General features: G+C 37.7%; 15 protein-coding genes and 2 tRNA genes. 16 read left to right on the forward strand and 1 reads right to left on the reverse strand.

Translation table 11 applies throughout. The features are described from left to right. Window positions 1–77 precede the first annotated feature (77 nt). Window positions 78–1,871 carry an excinuclease ABC subunit UvrC gene (gene uvrC / locus ACFQIC_RS06955; protein ID WP_204707285.1) on the forward strand — a complete coding sequence of 598 codons (1,794 nt, stop codon included), beginning with the start codon at window positions 78–80 and terminating at the stop codon, window positions 1,869–1,871. A 14-nt stretch (window positions 1,872–1,885) separates the two neighbouring features. On the opposite strand, the gene ACFQIC_RS06960 is transcribed toward uvrC, so the two are convergent. Beyond that, a complete protein-coding gene (locus ACFQIC_RS06960) occupies window positions 1,886–2,320 on the reverse strand; it encodes a YslB family protein (protein ID WP_390217005.1) in 435 nt (144 codons plus the stop codon). A gap of 291 nt (window positions 2,321–2,611) precedes the next feature. On the opposite strand from ACFQIC_RS06960, the gene ACFQIC_RS06965 reads away from it, so the two are divergent. The 15 genes from ACFQIC_RS06965 (at window position 2,612) to ACFQIC_RS07035 (ending at window position 15,091) form a co-directional block, all read left to right on the forward strand. After that, complete coding sequence (locus ACFQIC_RS06965) at window positions 2,612–3,232, forward strand: succinate dehydrogenase cytochrome b558 subunit (protein ID WP_204707282.1); 621 nt, start codon at window positions 2,612–2,614, stop codon at window positions 3,230–3,232. A 53-nt stretch (window positions 3,233–3,285) separates the two neighbouring features. Continuing rightward, window positions 3,286–5,037 (forward strand): succinate dehydrogenase flavoprotein subunit, encoded by a 1,752-nt coding sequence (gene sdhA, locus ACFQIC_RS06970; protein WP_204707280.1) that lies wholly within the window; start codon window positions 3,286–3,288, stop codon window positions 5,035–5,037. 15 nt (window positions 5,038–5,052) lie between these two features. After that, window positions 5,053–5,817, forward strand: coding sequence for a succinate dehydrogenase iron-sulfur subunit (gene sdhB / locus ACFQIC_RS06975; protein WP_204707278.1), 765 nt, complete (start codon window positions 5,053–5,055; stop codon window positions 5,815–5,817). 125 nt (window positions 5,818–5,942) lie between these two features. Beyond that, window positions 5,943–8,258, forward strand: a complete 2,316-nt coding sequence (locus tag ACFQIC_RS06980; protein WP_204707276.1) for a sensor histidine kinase — start codon at window positions 5,943–5,945, stop codon at window positions 8,256–8,258. Continuing rightward, a complete protein-coding gene (locus ACFQIC_RS06985; protein ID WP_204707274.1) occupies window positions 8,255–8,902 on the forward strand; it encodes a response regulator transcription factor in 648 nt (215 codons plus the stop codon). Before ACFQIC_RS06980 ends, ACFQIC_RS06985 begins: the two co-directional genes overlap by 4 nt. A 92-nt stretch (window positions 8,903–8,994) precedes the next feature. Then, on the forward strand, window positions 8,995–9,219 hold the full coding sequence (locus ACFQIC_RS06990) for a helix-turn-helix domain-containing protein (RefSeq protein ID WP_204707272.1): 225 nt from the start codon (window positions 8,995–8,997) through the stop codon (window positions 9,217–9,219). 162 nt (window positions 9,220–9,381) lie between these two features. After that, window positions 9,382–9,849: a MarR family winged helix-turn-helix transcriptional regulator gene (locus ACFQIC_RS06995; protein ID WP_204707270.1), complete on the forward strand. Its 468-nt coding sequence runs from the start codon at window positions 9,382–9,384 to the stop codon at window positions 9,847–9,849. A 2-nt stretch (window positions 9,850–9,851) separates the two neighbouring features. After that, complete coding sequence (gene racE, locus ACFQIC_RS07000; protein WP_204707268.1) at window positions 9,852–10,673, forward strand: glutamate racemase; 822 nt, start codon at window positions 9,852–9,854, stop codon at window positions 10,671–10,673. 94 nt (window positions 10,674–10,767) lie between these two features. Continuing rightward, window positions 10,768–11,859 carry a GerMN domain-containing protein gene (locus tag ACFQIC_RS07005; protein WP_204707266.1) on the forward strand — a complete coding sequence of 364 codons (1,092 nt, stop codon included), beginning with the start codon at window positions 10,768–10,770 and terminating at the stop codon, window positions 11,857–11,859. 120 nt (window positions 11,860–11,979) lie between these two features. After that, window positions 11,980–12,747, forward strand: a complete 768-nt coding sequence (gene rph / locus ACFQIC_RS07010; protein WP_204707264.1) for a ribonuclease PH — start codon at window positions 11,980–11,982, stop codon at window positions 12,745–12,747. Window positions 12,748–12,751: 4 nt separating this feature from the next. After that, entirely contained in the window at window positions 12,752–13,348 is a 597-nt protein-coding gene (locus tag ACFQIC_RS07015; protein ID WP_204707262.1) for an XTP/dITP diphosphatase, read from the forward strand. A gap of 12 nt (window positions 13,349–13,360) precedes the next feature. Further along, window positions 13,361–13,888, forward strand: coding sequence for a metallophosphoesterase (locus tag ACFQIC_RS07020; RefSeq protein ID WP_204707260.1), 528 nt, complete (start codon window positions 13,361–13,363; stop codon window positions 13,886–13,888). A 111-nt stretch (window positions 13,889–13,999) separates the two neighbouring features. After that, window positions 14,000–14,073 (forward strand) — tRNA-Gly (locus ACFQIC_RS07025). 23 nt (window positions 14,074–14,096) lie between these two features. After that, a tRNA-Arg gene (locus ACFQIC_RS07030) sits at window positions 14,097–14,170 on the forward strand. Between the two features lie 618 nt (window positions 14,171–14,788). Next, a complete protein-coding gene (locus ACFQIC_RS07035) occupies window positions 14,789–15,091 on the forward strand; it encodes a metal-sensing transcriptional repressor (RefSeq protein ID WP_204707258.1) in 303 nt (100 codons plus the stop codon).

The raw sequence follows: 15,091 nt of genomic DNA on the forward strand, positions 1-15,091 counted from the left end.
TGGCTTTTTGCTGTATAACGATTCTTAGATGTGTTACCTTTCTTATAAGAACCTCAATGAGGGTGGAGTGAGGAACAATGAATAACAATATAAAAGAAAAATTAGCTGTATTACCGGATCAACCGGGCTGTTATTTAATGAAAGATAAACAGAATTCTATTATTTATGTAGGAAAAGCCAAAGTGCTGAAAAATAGGGTTCGCTCCTATTTTACGGGAGCTCATGATGGGAAAACTCAACGCCTTGTGCAAGAAATTATGGACTTCGAATATATTGTTACGACTTCTGAAATCGAAGCATTAATTTTAGAAATGAATTTAATTAAGAAACACGATCCCAAATACAATGTGATGTTAAAAGATGATAAAACATATCCATACCTTAAAGTAACCGCTGAAAGACATCCTAAGCTTATCGTAACTCGTAAGGTGAAAAAGGATAAAGGTAAATATTTCGGACCGTTTCCTAATGTGATTGCGGCTAGGGAGACGAAGAAGCTGTTGGATCGTCTTTATCCATTAAGAAAATGTAATACAATGCCTGATCGTGTATGTTTGTATTATCATATGCATCAATGTTTAGGACCTTGTGAATTCCCTGTATCTCAAGAAACAAATCAAGAAATTGTACAAAATATTACATCCTTCCTAGGGGGAGGACACAAAGAAATTAAAAGCGATTTAAAAAGAAAAATGCAGGAAGCTTCAGAAAGCTTGGATTTTGAACGTGCTAAAGAATTTAGGGATCAAATCGAACATATTGAATCGGTTATGGAACAGCAAAAAATGTCTATGAATGATCAAGTTAACCGTGATGTTTTTGGCTATTCTTTTAACAAAGGATGGATGTGTGTACAAGTTTTTTTCGTGCGCCAAGGCAAGTTAATCGAACGAGATGTCGCTCTTTTCCCATTCTTTGATGATCCTGAAGAGACGTTTCTAAGTTATATTGGACGATTCTACTTACACCAGAATCACCCTTATCCAAAGGAAATACTGGTTCCTGTAGGTACAAATACTGATGTGTTAGAAGGGGTTGTAGATGCAAAGGTTATGATCCCGATGCGTGGGCGAAAGAAAGAACTTGTTCAATTATCAATGAAAAATGCTGAGATTGCTTTAGAAGAAAAGTTCGCACTCATTGAACGAGATGAAGAGCGAACAATTAAAGCTGCAGAAACACTTGGCGATGCATTAAATATTGAAACCCCACATAGAATTGAAGCTTTTGATAATTCGAATATCCAGGGGACAGATCCAGTTTCGGCCATGGTTGCATTTATTGATGGTAAGCCAAATAAAAAAGAATATCGTAAATATAAAGTTAAAGATGTAAAAGGTCCAGATGATTATGAAACGATGCGTGAAGTGATCAGAAGAAGGTATACTAGGGTCTTAAAAGAAGAGTTACCTTTACCCGATTTAATAGTAGTAGACGGTGGGAAAGGTCAAATGACTGCAGCATTAGATATATTAGAAAATGAACTAGGATTAGATATTCCAATTTGCGGACTTGCTAAAGACGATAAGCATAAAACAAGTGAATTATTATATGGGGATCCCCCAACCTTTGTTAATTTAGATCGAAATTCGCAAGAGTTTTATTTAGTGCAGCGAATTCAGGATGAAGTTCACCGCTTTGCTATTTCATTTCACAGGCAACTTCGAGGAAAAGGAGCGATTCAATCGGAGCTTGACCAGATTCCTGGGGTCGGCCAAAAGCGAAGACGACTATTACTGCGACATTTTAAGTCTGTAAAAGAAATTAAAGAAGCAACACTAGAAGATATGACGAAATTAGGTGTTCCAGCACCGGTTGCACAAAACATTCTTGAAGTGTTAAATGAAGAAGAAGAGCCAGCTGAAGAATAGCAGCTGGCTCTTCTCTATTCTTTTGTAGCTGTTATTACAACGATATGTTCCTTTGAACTGATTTCTTCTATACACTCATATGTATCTCCCGTAATGGATTGTAAAGTTTCAGCTAAAAAACCACATTCTAGTCTAAAGTCAACCTTGTATATTTTTTGGTTTAAACGTTTTTCAACGATGTGTCCTTGAAGATGAAAAATCATTTCCTTTCTTTTTTCCTTTATGAGCTGCAAGGCTCCCCAGCCCATATATTGAAAAAATTCATATAAATCCTCAAATGTAGTTGCCGTTGTTTCACGGGCAATATTCTTACCCATAAAGTAAAGCAGATAGGGCGAATCCTTACCTAGAAAATCAGGCAAGGTGTAGTAGCGCAATAGGTCAAAACCAGCTCCTGTAGCTACTAGCGATGAGATATTTTCTGTTGACAACTTAGCTGTTTCTTTCATAACGCTCATTCCTTTCTACACAATTATTATCGCTTGAATTGGCAAAACTAGCAACAGTAATTCATCGATTTTACTTAATTAGGCGAATTTGATTTTTCCGTAAATAATGGGTAGGTTTTCTTGACGCTACTCTAGGATAGAAGTACAATATACGTGTCACAAATTGTACATTTTGCAGTTTTGTTTAGGGAAATATGGGGATTTCCCATCTTGTTTAAGCAATTTTTAAAGCGCTTAACTGTCTGAAAAATGCACAAAACTTATATTGTTATCATTTTGAGGGGGGTAAACATGGCAGGAACACGCGGATACGTTAACCGAAGATTACATTCACTTTTGGGAGTAGTACCAATTGGATTGTTCTTAATCCAGCACTTAACTGTGAACTTTTTTGCAACTCGTGGTCCAGAGGCGTTTAATTCGGCAGCACACTTTATGGAGAGCTTACCTTATCGATATGTCCTGGAAATATTTATTATTTTCTTACCACTGTTGTTTCATTCGATTTATGGAGTTTACATTGCATTCACAGCTAAAAGTAATTTGAAGAACTTTGGTTACTTCAGAAACTGGATGTTTATGCTGCAACGATTCACGGGTATTATAACCCTCATATTCATAGCGTGGCACGTATGGGAAACTCGTATCGCTATAGGATTTGGTTGGGCTGATTTAAATTATCAATTGATGGAAGGTATCCTTACTGACCCATTCTTTTTCTGGTTCTACATAGTAGGGGTTGTTTCAACCACATTCCACTTCTCGAATGGTCTTTGGTCCTTCTTTGTTAGCTGGGGAATTACCGTTTCTCCACGTTCTCAGTTAGTTATGACATATGTTAGCATTATTGTTTTTGTTGCTATTTCCTACGTAGGTGTTCGTACATTAATTCAGTTTGCTTACGGAGTATAAAAAGTTTTAACAATGAAACTCGAATTAGAAAGTCAAGGGAGTGAACATTTATCATGAGTAATCGAAATATAGTTATTGTTGGCGGGGGTCTAGCTGGCCTCATGGCAACAATTAAGGCAGCAGAAAAAGGCATCCATGTCGACTTGTTATCTGTAGTGCCTGTTAAACGTTCTCACTCTGTATGCGCCCAAGGTGGTATCAATGGAGCAGTTAACACAAAAGGTGAGGGAGACTCACCATGGGAACACTTTGATGATACAGTTTATGGAGGAGATTTCTTAGCAAACCAGCCTCCCGTCAAAGCAATGTGTGACGCTGCACCTGGGATCATTCACTTGTTAGATCGCATGGGTGTTATGTTTAATCGTACTCCTGAGGGTCTACTTGACTTCCGTCGTTTTGGCGGAACTCAGCATCATAGAACAGCATTTGCAGGGGCAACTACAGGTCAACAGTTGTTATATGCTTTGGATGAGCAAGTTCGCCGTCATGAAGTGAATGGACTTGTTACTAAATATGAAAACTGGGAATTCCTTTCAGCTATTGTTGATGATGAAGGGGTAGGCCGTGGTGTGATTGGTCAGAATTTGAGCAACCATGAGATTAAACCTTTCCCTAGTGATGCTGTGATTATGGCTACGGGAGGTCCAGGGATTATTTTCGGGAAGTCGACGAACTCCGTTATTAACACTGGTTCTGCAGCAGCTGCTCTTTATCAACAAGGGGTTAATTACGCAAATGGGGAATTTATTCAAATACATCCAACTGCAATCCCGGGAGATGACAAACTTCGTCTTATGAGTGAGTCAGCTCGTGGGGAAGGTGGACGAGTTTGGACGTATAAAGATGGTGAACCTTGGTATTTTCTCGAAGAAAAGTACCCTGCATACGGTAACTTAGTTCCACGTGATATTGCAACTCGCGAAATTTTCGATGTATGTGTTAATCAAAAGCTAGGAATTAATGGTGAAAACATGGTGTACTTAGATCTTTCTCATAAAGATCCTAAGGAATTAGACGTTAAGCTCGGTGGTATCATAGAAATTTATGAAAAATTCGTTGGAGATGATCCTAAAAAAGTTCCAATGAAGATCTTCCCAGCTGTTCATTACTCTATGGGCGGTATGTGGGTTGATTTTGATCAAATGACAAATATTCCTGGAATTTTTGCTGCAGGTGAATGTGATTATACACAGCATGGAGGTAACCGTTTGGGAGCAAATTCATTGCTTTCTTCGATTTATGGTGGAATGGTTGCAGGTCCTAATGCAGTTGAATATACTGAAAACCTTGAAACGATCTCGGATGAAATGAGTTCATCTTTATTTGATAAGAAATTAAAAGAAGAACAAGAGAAATTCGAGGCGATTATGAGTATGGATGGCGATGAGAATGCTTACCAGATTCATAAAGAATTGGGTGAATGGATGACCGATAATGTAACAGTTGTAAGAGATAATGAAAAGCTTCTTAAAACAGATGAAAAGATCGTTGAATTAATGGAACGTTATCAGCGTATTAACATTAATGATACATCACGTTGGAGTAATCAGGGAGCTATGTTCACTCGTCAACTTTGGAATATGCTACAGCTCGCACGTGTGATCACGCAAGGTGCCTACAATCGTAATGAAAGCCGTGGTGCTCATTATAAGCCTGAATTTCCGGATCGTAACGACGAAGACTGGTTGAAAACAACGGTTGCAAGCTATGATAAAGAAAATAATAAGCCAGTTTTCCGTTATGACTCTGTAGATACATCTCTTATTGAACCGCGTAAGCGCGATTATTCTAAAAGCAAATAAAGGAGGTCTATCATTATGAGCGAAGATAAAACAATTACGTTTATAATCACGCGTCAGGACGATCCAGAATCTGATTCATATGAGGAAACCTTCGAGATTCCTTATCGGAATAATATGAATGTTATTTCTGCTTTAATGGAGGTACGTCGTAACCCAGTGAATGCTGATGGGGATGCGACAACTCCAGTATATTGGGATATGGGATGTTTAGAAGAGGTATGTGGAGCTTGTTCCATGGTAATTAACGGTAAGCCGAGACAGTCTTGTACGGCTCTCGTAGACCAATTGGAACAACCTATTAGACTAGCTCCTATGTCAACCTTTCCTGTGAACCGTGATTTAGCAGTGGATCGTAGTCGGATGTTTGATTCATTGAAAAAAGTTAAAGCGTGGGTACCAATTGACGGTACACACGACCTCGGTCCTGGTCCTAAGATGCCTGAGAGTAAGCGTCAATGGGCCTATGAATTATCAAAATGTATGACTTGTGGAGTTTGTTTGGAAGCTTGCCCTAACGTTAATAGCAAGTCAGATTTTATTGGTCCAGCTGCACTTTCTCAAGTTCGTTTATTTAATTCCCATCCAACGGGTGCAATGAATAAGAGTGAACGCGTACAAACCATTATGGATGAGGAAGGATTAATGGGCTGTGGTAATGCACAAAACTGTGTGGAATCTTGTCCAAAAGGAATCCCTTTAACGACTTCAATCGCAGCCTTGAATCGTGATACGGCCATTGAATCTTTCAAAAGCTTCTTTGGTAGTGATCAACGCATTTAATCAAGTGCTAAATATGAGAAACCAAACCACTGTCCTTAGGCAGTGGTTTTTTTATGATGAAGGGTTGTGTGACTATATTCTAGTAGTATAATAGAAAAGACCTTAGATGTTAGAAGGTGGACATAATGAATAAAAAAGAATTATTAATTTTACTATTTATATTAATATCTGCAAGTTACATAACATTTATATCCGTAACACAGCCATTTTTAGGGATCGAAGTTAAACAGACAAACGGGGAGTGGGTCGTCTCAAGTATTAATGGAGATAGTTGGGCTGATGAGCACGAAATTCCTTTGGGGGCTACGGTTGCATCAATCAACTCTAAGTCTCCAAATGAGCACTACACCGTCCATATGTTTAATAATCTAGAAAATGCGAATTCATTTACTTTAGTAGATGATAAAAATGTACGGTTATACGAAAATATCGATAAATCCTCTGCAACCCATTGGACGCTTTTTATTATCACACCTATTATATTTTTAGCAGCAGTTCTATGGATTTCTCATCTTGTTTTTCAAAAAGTAGAGAAACGTTTTTCTGCTAATCTACTCATGTTATTCTTTTTAGCGATCGGTTTGGGATACGTTAGTAATAGTGGAGCTGTACGAGATGATTTATATAGTGTCTTTTTAAATACTTTTCTATTTCTTCTTTCTCCTGTTATTTTGATTCACTATTTGTATAATTACTTTGCTGAATTAGATATTTACTGGTTTTCTAAAACGTGGTTTAAAAAACTTTATATCATAGTGGTATCTGTGACAATTGTAGAAAGTTTATTTTTAGTTACGACTCAGTACCCATCATTTTTTTATCAGGTTCCGAGTTTTTTATTATTAGCTTTATATATCATTTCCTTTTTTATAATTTATCGAGGGCTTTATCTTTATAGAAACCATTCACATGGGACGATGTTTAAATATATGAGCGTGGGGATGACTGTAGCCTTTGTTCCCTATATTCTCTTATATTTACTCCCTGCTCTAACTATTGGTGTGAAATTGATTCCACTTGAGTTTGCGGCTGTCTTTCTCATAGCCTTACCTATTACATTTATGTACTTAGTCACACGCGAACAGCTGATAGATATTGACTTTTATATGGGACGTTTGAGGTACTATGCATTATTATCTACGGTACCTAGTTTACTAATCACGATAGCATTAGCTGTATTCATAGATAATTCATTATCCTTCATTCACTATGTAGAAGTGTTTCTAATTATCAACATACTTCTAATCATTTTTCTTTCTTTAAAAGAATTCTTGGACTTTAAGTTACAAAAGTATTTATTTGCTGCCAGGTATAGCTATCAAGAGAGCATGCACCGTATGTCAAAAAATATGAAGGATCAAACAAATGCCGTGGATTTAATGAAGGTACTAAGAAATGAGATTAGTAATGTATTAAATGTTCGGGATATATATATTTACTCAAAACATAATAAAAAGGATGTTTATTGTGTCTATGATCCTATTCCAGAAGATATACTAGGGCATTTTGGAGAGTATTTTACGGATCATGGATATGATATTGGAGCGATTATTGAAACAGAAAAAGGTTTTGGTGTTATTGTCGGATTTTCATTAGAAAAGATAACAATGCTGTGGTGTAAAGGGAAGAAGGATTTCACTAGACTTAACAGAGATGAGAAGACTTATCTACAAACGATCTCTCATAATGCCAACATTGCAATTGAGAATATGAACCTAATCGAGGATTTGCTTAAGGAGCTAAGAACATTAAGAAGTGATCAAACTCAGCAGTATCCTGCGTGGTTATCTCGTCTACTATTCTCTATTGCAGAAAATCAAAGAAAACAATTATCCATTGATCTTCATGATACAGTTTTACAAGAACAACTCTATCTCTACCGCAGAATGGATGATTTGATCGGGAAGCGAAAGGATCTACCGAAGACGTTATCTACTGAGTTAGGTATGTTCAAGGAATCAATATTAGATAGCATTCATTTAATTCGAGAAACGTGTAACGAGTTGAGACCAGCTTTTATAGAGGAGTTAGGTTTAGTGAATGCCCTAGAAGATTTGATTGAACAATACCAGCTTCGCTCAAATTTTACCGTATATTTCTCTCACAAGGAATTTGATGCGGCATTGGATCAGGAGAGGATTTTGGCGATCTTTAGAATTGTGCAGGAATTTCTATCTAATGCGATGAAGCATTCGGAGGCAAAGACAGTAAAACTTAATTTGTCAAACGATCATAAACAAGTGTCACTGCTATATTCTGATGATGGACAAGGGATGGACTATTCTTTTCAAAGAGACTTATTTTCTCACATCGGGTTATCTGGCATTGAACAAAGAGTTCATGGTTTAAATGGAAGTCTAAATATTAAAACAGAAATTGACGCAGGTTTTAAATCGACTATTACATTCCCATATAACATGAGTAAGGAGGCTAAGGTATGACCCGTGTTCTTATTGTAGATGACCATCCAGCTGTAGGTGCTGGAACGAAATCTATGCTCGAACAGGAAGAAGATATGCAAGTAGACGTAATTGATCAAATTGAGCAAACAGAAACTATGCTCAGCAATCATATATATGACATTGTTTTACTCGATTTATATATGCCAGGAATGAGCGGAGTTGACTTAGCTAAAGAACTACGAAAGAGTTATCCGGATTTAATCATTCTCATTTATACTGGGTTTGACTTGAATACTCACTTTAATATGCTGGTCGAGGCAAACATTAACGGATTTGTCAGTAAAACAGCTTCAAGTGAACAATTGATTAATGTGATTCGCTGTGCTCTAAGAGATGAAGTTGTTATACCTTTACACTTATTCAAGCAATTAAGGCGTTCAGAGGCTAGTGTTAGTCATAGTGTACAGAATAAGGATATAGACTTTTCTTTAAATGAAAAGGAGCAATCTATTTTAAAAGAAGTCTCTTCCGGTTTGACCAATCGTGAAATTGCTCAAACCCTTCACATGTCTCAACGTAGTGTAGAGTATACGTTGACCGGAATATTTAATAAGTTAACTGTTAAATCACGTACGGAAGCATTATTTAAGGCTCAAGAATTAGGGCTCGTTTCTAAAACATAATCGACCGCACAGGGCCATCCCTTCATTCATACGATATTATGACTAAATAATTCCCTCCAATAAAGCTCTAGATAACAAGGAGGGGTACGCTTGTGAAGGAGGAGGGCTATAGGCCAGCACAAATTCTTACAAAACGAGAGCGCGAAGTTTTCGAGCTTTTAGTTCAAGATAAGACGACGAAAGATATAGCCAAGGAACTTTTTATTTCTGAAAAAACGGTTAGAAATCATATTTCTAACACCATGCAAAAACTTGGAGTTAAAGGTAGGTCTCAGGCTGTTGTAGAGTTACTACGTATGGGTGAATTGAAACTGTAGGCTCAGGCAATTAAGACTTATCGGTTAAGGAAGGCCCTTCAGGTACTGGATGAACGATATATTTCCATACCTGAGAGGGTTTTAAAATTACGTTTTATCTTGAATTTTAATTATAAAAGAATAAACTATAGACAATAGATCATTTCATTAGGAGTGTTGCATGTGGTTTACACACATCCACCAGCTATAATTGCCGATGTTGAGAAGGAATTAAGGTACATATCCGGTATAATTAAACAAAAGGGAAGAGAAATTCTGAATCAATACCCTATAACTGCGCCACAATTCGTTGCTTTGCAATGGCTACTTGATAAAGGAGACTTAACGATAGGCGAACTGTCAGACCATATTCATTTAGCTTGTAGTACGACAACAGATCTCGTGGATCGAATGGAAAAAAATAATTTGGTGGAACGAGTTCGTGATCCAAACGACAAACGTGTTGTTCGGATTCATGTATTAGATAAAGGGGAAGAAATTATATATGAAGTAATTGAAAAGAGACAGGACTATTTAAAAGCAGTACTCAATGATATTCCCAGAAATGAAGTCGAAAGTTTAAACAAATTATTAAGTCTTTTACATGAAAACATGCTTGATACATCCGAGAAGAAGCAGAGAGAGGGATAATATTGCAACAGCCTATAGGAGTAATTGATTCAGGAGTTGGTGGTCTGACAGTTTCACGTGAGTTAATGAGGCAGCTTCCAAAGGAGAAGCTTATTTATTTGGGTGATACCGAAAGATGTCCTTATGGGCCTCGTTCAAAAGAGCAAGTTAAACGATATACGTGGCAAATGGTCCATTATCTGTTAGGGAAAAATATAAAATTGTTAATAGTAGCTTGTAATACGGCTACCGCTTATACATTAAGTGAATTACAGTCAGCCTTATTAATTCCTGTTATTGGGGTGATTGAACCAGGAGCGAGAGCGGCAATTAAAAATAGTCAAAATAAACAAATTGGTGTAATAGGCACAGAAGGAACGATTAATAGTAAAGCTTATCCAAACACATTAAAAGGGGTTGACCATAAGATACAGGTTGATGGACTAGCATGTCCGAGATTTGTACCGATGATTGAGGATGGGGTATTTAAGGGAGAAGAAGCTGAAGCGGTTGTTGCTCAAACTTTACAACCGTTGAAGAATAAAAGTAATATGGATACACTTATTCTTGGGTGTACCCATTATCCGATCATTAAGGATCTCGTACAAGCTGAAATGGGCCCACATATCCAAGTTATTAGTTCGGGTGAAGAAACTGCTCGAGAAGCAAGTTTGATCTTGGCATACCATAAATCTCTAGAACAAGGAAACATAGCTCCTGTTCATGAGTTTTTTACCACGGGAAATATAGAAAAATTTCGACACATCGCCAATCAATGGTTTGAAGAACCTATTCAAGTCTTAGAGTGGGTCAGTCTTGATCCTATGAAAAGCTCTGCAAAATAATTGTGGAGCTTTTTTATGTTCTTGAAAAATTCTATTCTAAACTCTGATTAAGCTCGTATATATGGTAGTACAAACTATCATGGGAGGGAAAGGCATGAAGACATGCGGAATTAAGCCCTTATCTATTGTTGCGCTTCTAAGTATGGGGTTACTCACTGGCTGTCTCTTTGAAGGTGAGCAATCCATGGAGGAAATGGATGCTCCTCCTGAAGAGGAAGAAGCAACAAGTACAGATACGATTAGTGAAGAAACTGAAAGTGATGGGGAAGATATAGAAGGAGAGGAAGGGGAAGAGGAAGAAGGAGAAACAACAGGAAGTGTACAGAGAGAGTTATATTTACTCGATTCTAATGGGATGGTTGTTCCACAAACTATTGAACTTCCTGCCTCTAAAGAAGTAGCGTCACAAGCACTAGAATACTTGGTGAAGGATGGTCCAGTGACTGAATTGTTGCCATCAGGCTTTGGAGCAGTCTTACCGGCAGGAACACAAATCCAGGGAGTAAATCTGAAAGAGGATGGTACAGCCATTGTAGATGTGTCAAAGGAATTTGAGGAATATCAAGCAGAGGATGAAGAGGCTATACTGCAAGCGATGACGTATACGCTGACACAATTTGAAAGTGTAAAGAGCATTAAGCTATGGATTAACGGTTATGAGCAAGATACAATGCCTGTTAGCGGGACTCCTATAACTGGAGGGGTTTCCCGCTCAAACGGGATTAATCTTCAAGAAAGTGCTGTTAATGACTTAGTAAATAGTGAACCAGTGACCGTTTATTATCCTTCACAACAAGACGGACAAGAAGTTTACCAAGTTCCAGTAACCACTCGCGTAACAGATCAGGAAGATCTATACACATCTGTTGTACAAACCCTTTTGAATGGTCCAGACTTAGGAACATCTTTACTTCAGCCTTTTAATGATGGTGCCGAAGTTAGCAATACTGAACTGAATGATGGAGTTCTCACCGTAACATTTAATGAGGCTCTTCTGACGGGAGAAGAAACGAAAGCTCTCTCGGATGAAGCATTGGCAAGCTTAGTTATGAGTTTGACTAATTTACCGGACGTAGAATCTGTTGATATTAAGGTAGATGGAGTCGAACAAGTAATGAATGAAGCAGGAGAATTATTAAGTGAACCCGTTACACAAACCGATGTGCAAAATGCTAAAAGCTTATAATTTTTATTGAATAGAGCCACTCTATTATAGGAGTGGCTCTATTTTTGATTCTGTAAACGAAGAGATACTTATGTTAAGATAAGCAAGGATATAGGTTGTATGAAAAGGAGGACTTTAACGATGAGAAGTGATCAACGTGAGGTCAATGAATTAAGAAATATTACCATTGAGACAGACTATGTAAAACATCCAGAGGGATCTGTTTTAATAAGCTTTGGAGATACAAAAGTAATTTGCAATGCAAGTGTCGAGGATCGTGTTCCTCCATTTTTACGAGGGCAAGGGAAAGGCTGGATTACAGCAGAATATGCTATGCTTCCTCGAGCAACCGAACAGCGAAATATTAGAGAGTCATCTAAAGGGAAAGTTTCTGGAAGAACCATGGAAATACAGAGGCTAATCGGTCGCGCGCTACGAGCAGTTGTTGATTTAGATAAAATTGGAGAACGAACACTATGGGTTGATTGTGACGTGATCCAGGCTGATGGAGGAACGAGAACAGCTTCAATTACAGGAGCTTTTGTGGCAGTTGTTATTGCTTTTGGGAAACTAGTTGAAAAAGGTAAAATTAAACAGCTTCCTGTTAATGATTTTTTAACAGCCATCTCAGTCGGTGTGTTAGATAATGGAAAAGAAATTCTTGATTTATGCTATGAAGAAGATAGTAAAGCACATGTAGATATGAACGTGGTTATGACAGGACAAGGTGAATTTGTAGAATTGCAAGGTACTGGTGAAGAAGCAACGTTTTCCATGAATCAGCTTCAAACGATGCTTTCCCTTGCTCAACAAGGAGTAGATGAATTGACCACCTTACAAAAAGAGGCAATTGGCAAATGGGCAGCAGTTATCGAAAGTAAACAATCCTCAAGTGTTGCAGGAGAGTAAATTCATGAAGCAATTAGTAGTCGCCACTAAAAATGCAGGAAAAGTAGAAGAATTTCGTGAGATGCTTTCTAAATATGGAATTCAGGTTAAGTCGCTTTTAGATTTTGATGAGCCCGTAGAAAATATCGTTGAAGATGGAGAAACATTTGAAGATAACGCAACAATAAAGGCAGAAGCGGTGTCAAAGAAGTTTCAAGTTCCTGTAGTTGCTGATGATTCGGGTTTAGAAATCGATGCATTACAAGGGGCTCCTGGAATTTATTCAGCACGATATGCGGGGGAAGAAAAGAATGATCAGAAAAACCTTGAGAAAGTTCTTCGTGAACTAAAAGAGGTCTCTACTGGAAAACGTACAGCACGTTTCGTTTGTGCGATTGCTGTAGCCCGTCCAGGTCACGCTACTTTTGTGAAAAGAGGAACATGCGAAGGAACAATATCAGAACAACCAAGTGGAGAAGAAGGGTTTGGTTACGATCCAATTTTCATCCCGCAACATTCAGATCGTACAATGGCTGAACATACTTCTGTTGAGAAAAATTCGATCAGTCATCGTAATCATGCTATTCTAAAGATAGAACAATGGATACAAGATTTTTCATAACGAGGTGATCTCATGTCAAAGGTGTTAATTATAAGTGACACACATGGACTAACAGAGAAAGTTATTGAAATTAAACAACGACACCAAGATGAAGTCGATGCCATGATTCATTGTGGAGACTCTGAACTAAGCTACCATTCGGAAGAACTTCAGGGATTTCACTATGCTAAAGGAAACTGCGATTTTGAAGCCGAAATGGAAAATGAGCAGGTAGTCACTGTAGGTGATCTTACTTTTCTCGTCGTTCACGGTCACCTTCATCAAGTGAAATCAACACTTATGCCGTTATCCTATCGGGCAGACGAAGTAGGAGCGCAAATCGCCTGCTTTGGTCACTCTCACATGGCTGGAGCGGAAAAAATGAAGGATAAGCTGTTCATGAACCCGGGAAGTGCCCGACAACCTAGAGACCGGGATGAACCGACCTATGCGATTATCGAATGGGAAACACTTGGAAACGTACAGTTGCAATTTTATCATGTCAACGGTAAACCACTTCCTGAATTGAAGATGGAAGTCTCACTTGTAGCAAAGAATTAATTTAATTCTTTGCTACAAAAGATATTGACAAAATGCCAATATCTTTATATAATAATCCTTGTCCGAAAAAAACATGGCAATAAAAAATCATAATGAATAAATGTTTACAGTGCGGGTGTAGTTTAGTGGTAAAACCTCAGCCTTCCAAGCTGATGATGAGGGTTCGATTCCCTTCACCCGCTCCATTATTATACTTTACATATTATTTGTCCCAGTAGCTCAGCAGGATAGAGCAACAGCCTTCTAAGCTGTGGGTCGCAGGTTCGAATCCTGCCTGGGACACTAACTAACAAAACGCTGAATCTCTTGTATATCAAGGGATTCAGCGTTTCTTTTATCTAAACCATATATAAGGTTGTTTCAGTCCCATAACCCATTTTGGGACTGAACTGGTGTTGGATTTTTTATGTATTGTCCTACCCATTAAATTTTTTGTAGAATTCATTTTGATGTAACGGGATAATTATATAAATAAATCACCTATACTTGTATGACTTAAAAAGTATCCAATGCGAGGGAGTCACTTTAAAGTTTGTGGCAAGTTAAGAAAATCTTTTTTTACAAAGTCAGTACGAGGAGAATCGAGACGAATACCTTTACCGGGAAAATTTAATAGAATCTCTTGAACATATTTTTGTAAAAGAACAGTAAATTTTCACTCCCGCTCATAACGTTAATTATGAGCGGTTTTTTATTTATTATTTTTCAGAACTGGAGAAAGGGGATGAGTTGAGAAATTTTCGTGAAACAAATAACGAATATTTGTTCTTAAATCATTGAACATAATATAGTTTTGCTCAAGTCCTCTCAAATAGAATCGAATAGTACCCTGTAGTTTTCGGTTGACTATAATACCCTGCGTGGGTATAGTAAAATATAAAGAAAAAGGAAGTGATTAATATGGATGAATTCTTACATGATCACCCAAGTAAACCAAGAACACAAGATGAAAAGCAAAAAGTCATTAACCGTTTGAAACGCATAGAGGGTCAAGTTCGCGGAATACAGAAAATGGTGGAAGATGATCGGTATTGTATGGATATTTTAGTACAACTTAGCGCAACACAATCCGCTTTAAAAAATGTAGGTTTCTCTGTCACTGAACGCCATCTCAATCATTGTGTTAGTGATGCTATCAGGCAAGGGGATGGTAAAGAAACCATTGAGGAATTAATGAATGTTATGAAGCAGTTTTCCAAGTAA

It is taken from the genome of Halobacillus seohaensis (genome assembly GCF_042663045.1).
Lineage (GTDB): Bacteria > Bacillota > Bacilli > Bacillales > Halobacillaceae > Halobacillus_A > Halobacillus_A seohaensis.